The following is a 12,640-nucleotide window of genomic DNA, read 5'->3' as shown; positions in this document are numbered from 1 at the left end:
CGCCATCAGTCGGCCAGAAGGCGGGCCGCGCCTTCCTCCAGATGCAGGGCGACGGTGCTGCCCGGGGCGGGCACCTGCGCGCGGGCCGAGTTTTGCAGGCGGATGTGGAATTCCTCGCCCGTGGTCAGGCGGGCCAGCAGTTGCAGGTCGGTGCCGAGATAGACCACGCGTTCCACCGTGGCGGTCAGATCACCTGCGGCACTGATCGAGAGCCGTTCGGGGCGGATGGAGATGTGGTGCTTGCCGGGGGTGGTTGCGGCGGTGGGGCAGGTGATCGTGTGGCCGCCCGGAAGGGTGACGCGGGCGATGCCGCCCTCGATGCGGTCGACGGTGACTTCGAGAAGGTTCGTCTCGCCGATGAAATCTGCCACGAAACGGTTGACGGGGGCCTCGTAGATGTCGCGCGCCGTGCCGATCTGCTGCACGCGACCCTGCGACATGACGGCGATGCGGTCTGACATGGTCAGCGCCTCTTCCTGGTCATGTGTCACGAAGATGAAGGTGATGCCGGTCTGTTCCTGCAGGGTTTTCAGTTCCACCCTCATGGCCTGCCGCAGTTTGAGGTCGAGCGCGGAGAGCGGTTCGTCGAGAAGCAGCACCTTGGGTTCCGGCGCAAGGGCGCGGGCCAGCGCCACGCGCTGCTGCTGGCCGCCCGAGAGTTGCGCGGGCAGTCGGTCGGCAAAGGCCGAGAGGTGGACCATTTCCAGCATCCGCCCCGCCCGAGCGGTGCGGTCCGACAGCGAAACGCCCTTCATCTTCAACCCGAAGGCCACGTTTTCCAGCACGCTCATATGCGGGAAGAGGGCGTATTGCTGGAACACCGTGTTGACGGGGCGGTGGTTGGGGTCGAGACCCGCGATGTTCTGGCCGAACAGGCGGATCTCGCCTTCGGTCACATCCTCGAACCCTGCGATGCAGCGCAGGAGCGTGGTCTTGCCGCAGCCTGACGGGCCGAGCAGGGTGAAGAATTCGTTGTCGGCAATCGACAGCGACACGCCATGCAGCGCGGTTGCCGTGCCGTAGCGTTTGACGACGGATCGGATGTCGATGGCGGTTGACATGCGGCACCATACCCCTTGGTATACGGGGAAAAGGTTAAGTTTCCCAGAGCCGGGGGGTATATACCCCCAGAGAGGTATGATGCAGCCGCTGCCGAATAGCGCCGAGGGGCAGTTGGCACAGGTAATCCGGCGCATGGGGGCGGCGGGGTTCGAAAGCGCCTTGCAGGACTGGTTCCGCCGGTTGGTGGCGCAGGACAACCTGATCATCCTTGCCTATCGCGACGGCGGGCCGCCGCAGGTGCTGTTCCGTCACAGCGACCTGCCGCAGGTGTTTTCGCAACTGGACGCGACCTATCTGGCGGGGGCCTATCTGCTGGACCCGTTCCACGACCTGCATGTCTCGCGCGTGCCGTGCGGGGCGTATCGCCTGCGCGATGTGGCGCCGGACGCGTTCCACCGCAGCCGGTATTTCATCGAGTACTACCAGCAGACCACGCTGCTGGACGAGATCACCTTTGTCGCCTATCCGGTCGCGGATGTGTCGCTGAACATCTGTCTGGGGCGGGATGCGGCGTCGGGCATGGCCTTTTCTGCGCGCGAGGTGGAGCTGTGCCAGCGTGTGGCGCCGATCGTCACCGCATTGGCCGAGGCGCATTGGCAGGGCCTGCGCGCGGAACGTGGCGCGGCAGAGGATGTCGCGGCGCAACTGGTACGGGCGGTGGAAGCGGCGCATGGCATCCGGCTGTCGCCCCGGCAGGCCGAGGTGGCGCTGTTGATCCTGCGGGGGCATTCGACGGTGTCCATCGGGTTGCGGCTGGGGGTCAGCGGGCAGACGGTGAAGGTGTTTCGCAAGCAGCTTTATGCGCGCTGCGGGATTTCATCGCAGGCGGAACTTTTCGCGATGATGCTGCCGCTGCTGTCGGCCTGATTAGGTTTTTCCGAAGCAGCGGGGCGGAAAATCCTGCTTCCGTGCGGGGCGGGGTGCGGCACTCTCGCACGGGCGGACAGGAGGGGATGGCTATGGCGACACGGGCAGAGTGGCAGGCATTGGCGGCGGGAATCGTGCCGCGCACGGGGCTGTGGATCGACGGGCGCTGGCAAGAGGCGGCGTCGGGCGCGCGCTTTGCCACGGTGAACCCCGCCACGGGCGCGGTGCTGGCCGAGGTGGCGCGGGGCGATGCGGCGGATGTGGACCGTGCGGTGCGCGCGGCGCGGGCGGCGTTCGAGGACGGGCGGTGGTCGCGCAAGGCACCGGCCGAGCGCAAGGAGGTGCTGTTGCGGCTGGCCGCGCTGATCCGCGCGAATGTGCCGGAACTGGCGCTGCTGGATACGCTGGACATGGGCAAGCCGATTGCGGAATCGTCCACCATCGACGCGCCGGGGTCGGCGCATTTCTTCCAGTGGCACGCCGAGGCCATAGACAAGCTTTATGACGAGATCGCCCCCACGGGGCCGGGGGACATTGCCATGATCCGGCGCGAGGCGCTGGGCGTGGTGGGGGCGGTGGTGCCGTGGAACTTCCCGCTGGACATGGCGACGTGGAAGCTGGCGCCCGCGCTGGCGGCGGGGAATTCGGTGGTGCTGAAACCGGCCGAGCAGTCGCCGCTGTCGGCGCTGCGGCTGGCGGAACTGGCGGCAGAGGCGGGGCTGCCGGACGGGGTGCTGAACGTGGTGACGGGCTACGGTCACGAGGCGGGGCAGGCGCTGGGCCTGCACACGGATGTGGACTGTCTGGCCTTTACCGGATCGACCGAGGTGGGCAAGCTGTTCCAGACCTATGCCGGACGGTCGAACATGAAGCAGGTCTGGCTGGAGACGGGGGGCAAGTCGCCCAACATCGTCTTTGCCGATGCCGATCTGGACCGCGCGGCGGACATGGCGGCCTTTGGCATCTTCTTCAATGCGGGCGAGGTCTGTTCGGCCAATTCGCGGCTGCTGGTGCATCGGGATGTCCATGCGGCCATGGTCGAGCGGCTGGCGGCGCGGGCGGCGGCGGTGGTGCAGGGCGATCCGCTGGACCCTGCAACCACGATGGGGCCGATGGTGGACAGCCACCATGCGGGGCGCGTCGCGGGGTTCATCGACCGTGCCAAGGCGTCGGCGCGGCTGGTCTGCGGGGGCGAGCGGGTGACGCGGGACGGGTCGGATGCGTGGATCACCCCCACGATCTTTGACCGTGTGGACCCTGCAAGCGAGCTGGCGCGGGACGAGGTCTTTGGTCCCGTGCTGGCCGTCATCCCCTTTGCCGACGAGGCCGAGGCGGTGCGGATCGCCAATGACAGCGCCTATGGTCTGGCGGCGTCGGTCTGGACGCGCGACATCGACCGCGCCTTCCGCGTGAGTGCCGCATTGCGGGTGGGGACGGTCAGCGTGAACACGGTGGATGCCCTGTCGGCGATGACGCCCTTTGGCGGCGTGAAGCAGTCGGGGTTCGGGCGGGATCTGTCGATCCACAGTTTCGACAAATACACCGCGCTGAAAACGGTCTGGGTGAAGCTGGGCGGGTAGGGACGGGGATGAGTCGCGGCGGAACGGCACGGACTGCACCGCTTCGTTCCGCTTCGCCGGATGATCGCGGGGCGGGACGCCGGATTGCAACCGCTTGCGAAACAATCCGTTCTTGTGACGCATTAACAATTCCGTCTGCGGTGGATTGACGCGGCGTGACGGGGCGGTCACCCTTCGAGGGTCCGGCGCAAGGGGAAACGCCGTGGACGGGGCGCTGCAGGGGGTGCCGATGGCTGGACCGAACCGGATTCTTCACGTCGAGGACGATGAGGACATCCTGATGATCGCACGACTGGCGCTGGCCGATCTGGGCGGCTTCGATCTGTTGCAATGTTCCTCGGGGGCCGAGGCTCTGGCCCGTGCGGCGGATTTCGCGCCAGACCTTTTGCTGCTAGATTACATGATGCCCGAGATGAACGGGATGCAGACGCTGGTGGCGCTGCGCGGGCTGCCTGCGACGGCACGGGTTCCCGCGATCTTCATGACCGCCAAAGCGATGGAGACGATCGAGGGCGACATGGCGGGGCTGGGTGTGCTGGGGCGGATCACCAAGCCCTTCGATCCTGTCACCCTGCCTGCCGATATCCGCCGCTACTGGGCGCAGCGCCCGCAAGGCTGAGCGGCGCCGTCCCGCGCAAGAGGCGTCAGGCAGACGGGGCAAGCGCCCCGGCGATCTGGTCGCGCAGAGCGGCAAGCGCGGCCGCGAGGTCGGCCGTGACGGGAAGGTCGGTGTCGGCGTGATGCCACGGGTCAAGCAGTTCGTCGGCCAGCGCCGCGCAGCGGCCAAGCGCTTCGAAGCCGAGTGTGGGGGCCACGCCACGGATCTTGTGCACATCCTCTTGCAGGGCGCGCATGGCGGCGGCGGCGGGGCTGGCCGAGCACAGGACGGCATCGAGGCGGGCAAGGCGCGGGCCGAGGGTCGACAGGAAATGCGCGCGGATGGGGGCCAGCCTTGCGGCGAGGTCGGCGTGCTGGGGGACATCGGCGTGAAAGGTCATGATCGTCAATCCTTGGTCGGAAAATCGATGGTGAAGGTGGTCCCTTCGCCAAGTTTGCTGGTGTAATCGATGCTGCCGCGATGGGCGGTCATGATCTCTTGCGCGATGCACAGGCCAAGGCCGGTGCCGCCGTGGCTGCGCCGGTCGGAACTGTCGACCTGCGTGAACTTGCCGAAGACCTTTTCGCGGGAATCAGGGGGGATGCCGATGCCGTGGTCCTGCACCTCGACCCGCGCGCGGCCACCGGCGGCAGAGACGCGCACCTCGACCCGTTCGCCCCGGCGCGAGAATTTCACGGCGTTGGAGAGCAGGTTGTCGAGCACCTGATGCAGGCGGTCGCGGTCGGCCCGGATGAAGATGTCGGCGGGCGGCGGGGTATAGGCGATCTCGATCCCGTAGGTCTGGGCGAAGGAGCCGATGGATTCGACACATTCCGCGATCAGGGCGGGCAGGTCGATCTCGTCGAAATCATAGGACATCTGGCCCGATTCCAGCTTTTGCAGGTCGAGCAGGTCGTTGATGAGCGCCGAGAGGCGGACGCTGTTCTTTTGGGCGATCTCGAGGATGTTGCGCGCCTTGACGGGGTCGTTGTCATAGGCCCCCGTCCGCAAGAGCCCCAGCGCGCCGTTGATCGAGGTGAGGGGGGTCCGCAATTCGTGGCTGACGACCGAGACGAATTGCGATTTCACCTCGTAGGCGGCCTGCACGCGGTCGCGTTCGTGGCGCAGTTCGTCAAGCTGGTCGAGGCCGCGGCGGTAGAGCCGCAGGAAGATGACCGAACATTCGATCACGAAGAACAGCACGAAGACCACGGTGAAGAGCTGCAGCCAGAGGAAGCTTTCCAGCGGCGGGCGGACGTTGAGGATGTCGTAGAGCGGGATCCAGAGGAACACACCGGTATACATGGCCAGCCGCACCATCAGGATCTGGGGCAGCTGGTGGTTGTTCACCGCGGCGAACAGACCCGCGGCGAAAAGGAAGAAGAGCGGCATGAAATGCGACGACACGCCTTCCATCCATGCCACGAGGCCCGCCCAGACGCAGATGGCGGCCGTGCTCTGGACTGCCGAGAAGAGCAGCAGGTTGCGGTAGCGCCGCGCCTCGCGCAGGTTGCCGCCCTTCCAGCGCATGATCCGCAGACAGAGCGTGGTGTCGAAGAATTCCGTATATTGCAAAAGCAGATAGCACAGGATGGCCACCCGCACGTCGTAGTAGAACCCGCAGAGAAGCACTGCCCCGCCATAGATGGTCTGGCGTTTCCAGAACAGCGCGAGGCCGCCTGTCACATAGTCGCGCACCTGCTTTTCCAGCCGTGCGGCGCCTGTTTCCAGCCGCAACAGGTCGCGCATCCGGCGACGCAGGCGCAGGGCGGGCGTCAGCCTGCGGTCCGGGGCACCTGCGGATGCGCTGGCTGGCGTGAAGGGGGTGGCTGTCATGGCAGGGCTTTCAGTGCAGGCGGACGCGGCGCTGCGCCTCGACCGGGAGGCTGGCCGGCGCGGGCACCAGCTCTTCGGGGCGGGCGATGCGGGTGAAGTCCAGCATCTGGAAGGTGGTGTCGATGCAGGTGGTGCGGTGGGGCATGTAATCGCCCTGCACGAAGCTGCCTTCGGCCGAGATCGCATCACCGACGGCGATTTCCGTCAGGAAACGTTCCATCAGGGCGGGGTCGGTCAGGGTATAGGTCGTGCGGTGCGGATAGGGGTTGCGCCCCGGTGCCGGATTGGCCGGTTCCAGCGAGATGTCCACCAGAAGCCGCCGTTCGGGCCGCTCCAGCAGGAGGAGATCGGCAACCTCTCCGAAGAATTTGAAGCTCTGGTAGTAGTGCGGCATGACAGTCCCCCGGATACGGGTGCGCGTCCGCCGCCGCCCCCGTGGATGCCCCCCCGGCGGGGGCTGTCTGCGGGTGGCGGAGGGACCGCGCACGTTCATCTTGGTTACTGAATGTCCAGTTGGACGAATTTGTGGTGGCCCTGCGGTGATTTGTGGCGCATTGCGGCACAATCCGGCAGGTCGCGCTTAAGATGTATTGAAATTTATGCGTTCGTGTGCTGGATGATTGTTCTTGTTACGTGAACAGTTGCGGCGTGGCGGTCGGGCGGAAACTGTTTGAAATAGGCAAGCGCAGCGGGATGCGACGTATGAGAGTCCGTGCACAAGATATTGTCGTTTAACGGTTATTCCCCTTTGCGGAATTGTCACAGTTTCGCCGGAATCGTGGCAATTGCCTAAAACGGCTTGGCTTTTTGCCGGTATCGAAAGATTTGTTTGTTAACGATTGTTACCCAGTGAGGGCACTCATGGTCAGCCTTCCACCCCACAGGCAGGGTGTCCCGTTCCCCGGGGCAGCCGGGGCAGAAGGAACGGACGGGGGAGAAAACCCCCGCCAGACGGATGCCTATGAGGCAGGAAGATCGGGACAGGTAATGTTGACGACGACTCTATCCTTCCAGAACATGCACCAGCATGGCGATCTGTTCGTCAACCTGCTGCGGGCACGCCGGAAGTCGTTCATCATACGCAACAACTGGCGCCTTCCCGAAGCAGAGGGGATGGAGTTCGACCAGTATGACACCCCCGCCAGCCGCTGGATCGCCGTGCATGACGGGGGCGAGGTTCTGGCGGGCGTGCGGCTGACGCCGACCACGGCGCGGGTGGGGATGTATACCTACATGATCCGTGACGCGCAGCGCGGGATGCTGGAGTCGATCCCGTCGGACCTGATGGATTTCGAGGCGCCGGTCGATCCCAACATCTGGGAAGCCTCGCGCATCTTCGTGTCGAACACGGTGCCTGCGAAGCTTCGCAAGAAGGTGCAGGGCGATCTGATGTACGAGATGATCCGCACCGCGCGGTCGATGGGGGCGCAGAAGATCATCGCCTTCGGCCCCGCGGTCTGGCCGCGCTGGATCGGCAGGCTGGGCCTGAAGGCCGAGCCTGCGGGACGTGTCATGGAACTCGATGGCGTGAAGGTGCAGGTCGCAGTGATGAACCTGGACCCGCGTTTGCATTGAGCTCTCCGCGCAGGCGGGCGAGGTCTTCGGACAGCACCTGCCGCAGCATCCCCTCATAGGCGGTGCGTTCCTGTTCGCCGCGATAGCGCGCGAGCGAGCGTTGCGGAAGCGAGCGGGGTGCGCTGCCGGTGGCCGAGGGCAGGTCCTGCCTGCGTTCGACGGCAGCGGCAGCCTTGTGCAGCGATTGCAGCGAGCCGAAGCGCGTGAAGGCCCCGAGCGAGATGCGTTCGCCCACGATGACCGACAGACCCTGTCCGGCAAGGATCGAGTCGTTGACATGGCGTTCCACATCCTGCGGCGTCATGGCGGCGCGGTGGTGGCTGACGCAGAGGAACATGCCGTTGCCGCGATAGGACAGGACCGATGCCTCGCCCTCGGTCGCCTCGGACAGGGCCTCGGCCACCAGACGGAGGCGGGCAACGAATTCGGCGGCGCGGTGTTCGGCGTGGATGCGTTCGATGTCGCGGATCTTCACCGCCATCACGTTCGAGGCGAAGCTGCGCGCCCGCGAGAGCGAGAGGATGTAGTTCTCGAAGGCCAGATAGCTGATGGCGCGCGGCACGGGGCCAAGGTCGAAGGGATCGGCCAGCGACAGGGCGGGGACGGTCCGCAATTCGCGCTTGAGCTTTTCGATGGTGTCCAGCCCGTCGGCCACGCGGTGGCGTTCCTGCACCAGACGGTGGGCCATGCCGATGCGGCTGGAGAGTTCGATCAGGTCGAAGGGTTTGGTGATGTAATCGGTCGCCCCTGCCATGAAGGCGCGTTCGATATAGTCGCGCTGCGACATGGCCGTCAGCATCAGGATGGGCGCATGGGCATAGGGCGCGAGGCTTCGCACCTCGCGGCAGAGCGCGATGCCATCCATGCCCGGCATCTGGATGTCGAGCAGCAGGCAGTCGAAGGGGGTCGTGGTTGCGGCGATGGTCCCCAGCGCCTCGTGCGCGGAGCGGGCGCGGGAGATGCGGTCATGTCCGGCAAGGGCGAGCGCCTCGGCCAGAAGGTCTAGGATGGTTTCGTCGTCGTCGACGGCCAGGATCTTCATGCGCGCACCGGCTGCGAAAGGGCGTCCGCCTGAGGCAACACACGCAACTTTCCCGCACGGACGGACTTCCGCACAGGCACACCACACCGGAACCAACTCAAGCGCATGTCTTCGGGCAAATGTTGTCCAGAGCAGGGCAGAATTCCGGCGAAGGCTGCGAAAACGCGGAAAATGGGCAGGCAGGGGCGGGATTGTTGCGGCGGGCGCGCTGCGGGGGGGCAGGCGGGTCTGCCTGCGAATCGGGCGGGCGGGTGGGTCAAATAATTCATGTAGGGAAAAATATTTGACGGGCATTGTCGGTCGCGTTTAGCGTGAGGGCAAAAGCAAACACAAAAGAACATGGAGGGTAATGTGAAAAAGCGTGTTGCGGTGATCGGTGCGGGTCCGTCGGGGCTGGCGCAGCTCAGGGCGTTCCAGTCGGCCAAGGCCAAGGGCGCCGATATCCCCGAGGTGGTCTGCTTCGAGAAGCAGTCGAACTGGGGCGGGCTTTGGAATTACACTTGGCGGACGGGTCTGGACGAGCATGGCGAGCCGGTCCACTGTTCGATGTACCGCTATCTGTGGTCGAACGGGCCGAAGGAAGGGCTGGAATTCGCCGACTATTCCTTTGAAGAGCATTTCGGCAAGCAGATCGCGTCCTATCCGCCGCGCGCCGTGCTGTTCGACTATATCGAGGGCCGCGTGAAGAAGGCGGGCGTGCGCGACTGGATCCGGTTCAGCACCACGATCCGCATGGTCAAGTACAACGAGGCGACGGGCACGTTCACCGTCACCGCGCATGACCTGAAGGCGGACCGCATGTATGACGAGGAATTCGATCATGTGATCGTCGCCTCGGGGCACTTCTCGGTGCCGAACGTTCCGGAATATCCGGGCTTCGACAAGTTCAACGGGCGCGTGCTGCACGCCCATGATTTCCGCGACGCGCGGGAATTCGCGGGCAAGGACCTGCTGCTGCTCGGGTCGTCCTATTCGGCCGAGGATATCGGGTCGCAGTGCTGGAAATACGGGGCGAAGTCGATCACGGTCGCCTATCGCAACGCGCCGATGGGCTTCAAATGGCCCGACAACTGGAAAGAGGTGCCCAAGCTGGAGCGGGTGGATGAAACCACCGCCTATTTCGCTGACGGGACCAGCAAGAAGATCGACGCGATCATCCTGTGCACCGGCTACAAGCACCACTTCCCCTTCCTGCCCGATGACCTGCGGCTGAAGACGGCGAACCGGTTGGCGACGGCGGACCTGTATAAGGGCGTGGTCTGGGTGCATAATCCCAAGCTCTTCTTCGTGGGGATGCAGGACCAGTGGTTCACCTTCAACATGTTCGACGCGCAGGCCTGGTGGGTGCGCGACGCGATCATGGGGCGGATCGAGATCCCCAAGGACAAGGCGGTGCTGCTGAAGGATGTCGAGGACCGCGTGGCGGGCGAGGATGCGGGCAAGGATGCCCATGACGCCATCCACTATCAGGGCGATTACGTAAAGGAGCTGATCGCCGAGACGGACTATCCGTCCTTCGATGTGGACGGGGCCTGCGAGGCCTTCTTCGAGTGGAAGGAGCACAAGAAGAAGGACATCATGGGCTTCCGCAACAACGCCTACAAGTCGGTCATCACCGGCAGCATGGCGCCGATCCACCACACGCCGTGGAAGGATGCGCTGGAGGACAGCATGGAAAGCTACCTGCGGAACTGATCCCGCGGGGACGTGCAGACGGGGGCCCTGCCGCGAGGCGGGGCCCCTTTGCTTTGGCCGAATCGCTGCGGGCGATTCGGGTGCGCTGCCCGGGGGCAGGGGCGCGAGTGCCGCTTTTTCAGGCGCGAGGCGCGGGACAAATTTCCATGCAGAGGAAAAAACTTTCTCTGTTGGTGAAAAAATGCTTTGCGGAGCGGAAACGCTGCGACACATTCAAATCCGAGATATGGGGCAAGGGCCGCAGGCCGTGCCGCCCGTGCCGCCGGGGCCTGGAGCGCCAGCGGTTGGCGGGTGGTTCGCGGGATGCGGCGCCTCCCCCATGTCGACGAAAAGGCCGGACAGAGCGCCGCGGCGCTGGCCCATCGGGCCGCACCCCTGCACCGACCGGCCGAGCGGGGAAAAAGGGTTCCGGTCCGCGCCATGCGGGACGGGACGGACAAAAAAGCCGGACGGGAGGCGGGCCAACCGCCCCTGAACCGGGATGCAACAGGGAACAAGGGAGTTCTTAGATGTCGTCAACCACAAATGCCGGCACATCCGCCGGAACGGGGAGTGGCGAGCTTCAGCGCGCGCTCGACTGGAAGGGGGCCTTCTGGGTCGCCGCCGGGGTGCCGCCGCTGGTGCTGTTCTCCATCGGGGGGATCGCGGGTGTGGCGGGGCAGGCGGCCTTTGTCGTCTGGATCCTGTCCATGTGCATGGGGTTCCTGCAATCCTTCACCTATGCCGAAATGGCAGGGATGTTCGGCAACAAGTCCGGCGGCGCGTCGATCTATGGCGCGACCGCGTGGCTGCGCTATTCCAAATCCATCGCGCCGCTGTCGGTGTGGTGCAACTGGTTCGCCTGGTCGCCCGTGCTGTCGCTCGGCTGTGCCATCGCGGCGGGCTATATCCTGAACGCGCTCTTCCCCATTCCGGCGGCTGAAAGCCAGATGGTGCTGGACTGGGTCGCGGCGAACATGGCCAGCTATACCGAGGCGACGCCTGCGGTGGCCGAATACATCGCGGCCAATGCGGGCGTTTCGGCGGCGGATGCGATCACGGCGGTGGCCACGGCCGATGCCGTTGCCGCGCTGACCCCCGCGATCCGCGTGTGGGAGGCCTATGCGCTGTCCATTCCGGGGCTGGGGACGCTGCACTTCAACTCGACCTTCGTGATCGGCGCGATCCTGATGTTCATCATCTTCGCGATCCAGCATCGCGGCATCGCCTCGACCGCGAGCGCGCAGAAGGTGCTGGCGGTGATCGTGCTGATCCCGCTGTTCCTTGTGGGGATCGTGCCGATCGTCACCGGATCCATCGACATGATGAACGTGAGCGAGATCGTTCCGCCCACGGTCGCCTATGGCGGGGATGTGGGGTCGTGGAACATCGGCGGCTGGACCCTGTTCCTGGGGGCCATGTATATCGCGGCCTGGTCGACCTACGGTTTTGAAACCGCGGTCTGCTATACGGCCGAGATGAAGAACCCCGCCACCGACACGTTCAAGGCGATCTTCTTCTCGGGTCTCTTGTGCATCGTGTTCTTCTTCATGATCCCCTTCTCGTTCCAGGGGGTGTTCGGGGCGGCCGGTATGCTGGACCCGGGCATCGTGGATGGTACGGGGGTCGGCGCGGCGCTGTCGTCCATGGTCAGCTCGTCCAACGTGATCGTGCAGATCTTCATCATCCTGATGATCATGGCGCTGTTCCTTGCCATCATGACCGCGATGGCGGGGTCGTCGCGCACGCTGTATCAGGGGTCGCGCGACGGGTGGCTGCCGAAATACCTGAGCCATGTGAACGAACACGGCGCGCCCACCAACGCAATGTGGACGGACCTTGGCTTCAACCTGTTCCTGCTGGCGCTGGCGTCGGATGCGGGGGGGTATTTCTACGTTCTGGCGATCTCGAACGTGGGCTATCTGACCTTCAACTTCCTGAACCTGAACGCGGGCTGGATCCACCGGATCGACTCGGGCCATATCCACCGCCCGTGGAAGGCGCCGACGGTGCTGATCGGGATCAACACGGTGCTGGCCTTCGTGAACGCGCTGTTCCTTGGTGCCGGGGCGAAGGTCTGGGGCTACGAGAACGCGCTGTGGTCGGGTGTGGTCTTCGCCGCGCTGATCCTGCCGGTGTTCTGGTACCGGCACTATCTGCAGGACAAGGGCCAGTTCCCGGCCGAGGCGCTGGAGGATCTGGGGCTGAGCAATGGCGATCTGGGGCCGCGGAAGGCGGGCATGTTGCCCTATCTCGCGCTGATCGCCGGTGCGGCCGTGGTGCTCTGGGCCAACTGGTTCTTCGTGCTGCCGGGCTGAGGGCGGTACGATGTGACGGGGAAGGGGGCGGCCTCGGGGCCGCCCTTTTTCATGGCGGGAAAGAATCGCCCCCGCCGCCTGCGCGCCC

General features: G+C 65.2%; 11 protein-coding genes. 6 read left to right on the top strand and 5 right to left on the bottom strand.

Going from position 1 to position 12,640, the window contains the following annotated elements; translation table 11 throughout:
* Positions 1-5: 5 nt before the first annotated feature.
* Positions 6-1,061 (bottom strand): ABC transporter ATP-binding protein, encoded by a 1,056-nt coding sequence (locus GU927_RS02315; RefSeq protein WP_161760708.1) that lies wholly within the window; start codon positions 1,059-1,061, stop codon positions 6-8.
* 76 nt (positions 1,062-1,137) lie between these two features.
* On the opposite strand from GU927_RS02315, the gene GU927_RS02310 reads away from it, so the two are divergent.
* The 3 genes from GU927_RS02310 (at position 1,138) to GU927_RS02300 (ending at position 4,128) form a co-directional block, all read left to right on the top strand.
* Positions 1,138-1,929 (top strand): helix-turn-helix transcriptional regulator, encoded by a 792-nt coding sequence (locus GU927_RS02310; RefSeq protein ID WP_161760707.1) that lies wholly within the window; start codon positions 1,138-1,140, stop codon positions 1,927-1,929.
* Positions 1,930-2,021: 92 nt separating this feature from the next.
* Positions 2,022-3,509, top strand: coding sequence for an aldehyde dehydrogenase (locus GU927_RS02305; RefSeq protein ID WP_232489095.1), 1,488 nt, complete (start codon positions 2,022-2,024; stop codon positions 3,507-3,509).
* Between the two features lie 229 nt (positions 3,510-3,738).
* On the top strand, positions 3,739-4,128 hold the full coding sequence (locus GU927_RS02300; protein WP_161760705.1) for a response regulator: 390 nt from the start codon (positions 3,739-3,741) through the stop codon (positions 4,126-4,128).
* A gap of 25 nt (positions 4,129-4,153) precedes the next feature.
* On the opposite strand, the gene GU927_RS02295 is transcribed toward GU927_RS02300, so the two are convergent.
* The 3 genes from GU927_RS02295 to GU927_RS02285 are packed head-to-tail and all read right to left on the bottom strand — an operon-like array spanning position 4,154 to position 6,337.
* Positions 4,154-4,507 (bottom strand): Hpt domain-containing protein, encoded by a 354-nt coding sequence (locus tag GU927_RS02295; protein WP_161760704.1) that lies wholly within the window; start codon positions 4,505-4,507, stop codon positions 4,154-4,156.
* A gap of 5 nt (positions 4,508-4,512) precedes the next feature.
* Positions 4,513-5,943: a sensor histidine kinase gene (locus GU927_RS02290; RefSeq protein WP_161760703.1), complete on the bottom strand. Its 1,431-nt coding sequence runs from the start codon at positions 5,941-5,943 to the stop codon at positions 4,513-4,515.
* 10 nt (positions 5,944-5,953) lie between these two features.
* Positions 5,954-6,337: a hypothetical protein gene (locus tag GU927_RS02285; RefSeq protein WP_161760702.1), complete on the bottom strand. Its 384-nt coding sequence runs from the start codon at positions 6,335-6,337 to the stop codon at positions 5,954-5,956.
* A 593-nt stretch (positions 6,338-6,930) separates the two neighbouring features.
* Between GU927_RS02285 and GU927_RS02280 the strand changes: the two genes are divergently transcribed.
* Positions 6,931-7,518: an acyl-homoserine-lactone synthase gene (locus GU927_RS02280; protein WP_161760701.1), complete on the top strand. Its 588-nt coding sequence runs from the start codon at positions 6,931-6,933 to the stop codon at positions 7,516-7,518.
* Here the strand turns inward: GU927_RS02280 and GU927_RS02275 are convergent.
* A complete protein-coding gene (locus GU927_RS02275) occupies positions 7,454-8,560 on the bottom strand; it encodes a response regulator (protein WP_161760700.1) in 1,107 nt (368 codons plus the stop codon). The two genes, GU927_RS02280 and GU927_RS02275, sit on opposite strands and share 65 nt — an antisense overlap.
* A gap of 351 nt (positions 8,561-8,911) precedes the next feature.
* Here GU927_RS02275 and GU927_RS02270 point away from each other — a divergent pair, with 351 nt between their 5' ends.
* A complete protein-coding gene (locus GU927_RS02270; protein ID WP_232489094.1) occupies positions 8,912-10,255 on the top strand; it encodes an NAD(P)-binding domain-containing protein in 1,344 nt (447 codons plus the stop codon).
* Between the two features lie 509 nt (positions 10,256-10,764).
* Positions 10,765-12,552 carry an APC family permease gene (locus GU927_RS02265; protein WP_161760698.1) on the top strand — a complete coding sequence of 596 codons (1,788 nt, stop codon included), beginning with the start codon at positions 10,765-10,767 and terminating at the stop codon, positions 12,550-12,552.
* Positions 12,553-12,640 lie beyond the last annotated feature (88 nt).

Source organism: Paragemmobacter amnigenus (assembly GCF_009908265.2).
GTDB classification, from domain to species: Bacteria; Pseudomonadota; Alphaproteobacteria; order Rhodobacterales; family Rhodobacteraceae; genus Paragemmobacter; species Paragemmobacter amnigenus.
The sequence above is the reverse complement of the archived record's forward strand: the minus strand, read 5'-3'. Positions and strand labels throughout refer to the sequence as shown.

Excerpts from the sequence above, each read along its gene's own strand:
- GU927_RS02315 (WP_161760708.1), bottom strand. The coding sequence starts at position 1,061 with ATGTCAACCGCCATCGACATCCGATCCGTCGTCAAACGCTACGGCACG.
- GU927_RS02310 (WP_161760707.1), top strand. The coding sequence starts at position 1,138 with ATGATGCAGCCGCTGCCGAATAGCGCCGAGGGGCAGTTGGCACAGGTA.
- GU927_RS02305 (WP_232489095.1), top strand. The coding sequence starts at position 2,022 with ATGGCGACACGGGCAGAGTGGCAGGCATTGGCGGCGGGAATCGTGCCG.
- GU927_RS02300 (WP_161760705.1), top strand. The coding sequence starts at position 3,739 with ATGGCTGGACCGAACCGGATTCTTCACGTCGAGGACGATGAGGACATC.
- GU927_RS02295 (WP_161760704.1), bottom strand. The coding sequence starts at position 4,507 with ATGACCTTTCACGCCGATGTCCCCCAGCACGCCGACCTCGCCGCAAGG.
- GU927_RS02290 (WP_161760703.1), bottom strand. The coding sequence starts at position 5,943 with ATGACAGCCACCCCCTTCACGCCAGCCAGCGCATCCGCAGGTGCCCCG.
- GU927_RS02285 (WP_161760702.1), bottom strand. The coding sequence starts at position 6,337 with ATGCCGCACTACTACCAGAGCTTCAAATTCTTCGGAGAGGTTGCCGAT.
- GU927_RS02280 (WP_161760701.1), top strand. The coding sequence starts at position 6,931 with ATGTTGACGACGACTCTATCCTTCCAGAACATGCACCAGCATGGCGAT.
- GU927_RS02275 (WP_161760700.1), bottom strand. The coding sequence starts at position 8,560 with ATGAAGATCCTGGCCGTCGACGACGACGAAACCATCCTAGACCTTCTG.
- GU927_RS02265 (WP_161760698.1), top strand. The coding sequence starts at position 10,765 with ATGTCGTCAACCACAAATGCCGGCACATCCGCCGGAACGGGGAGTGGC.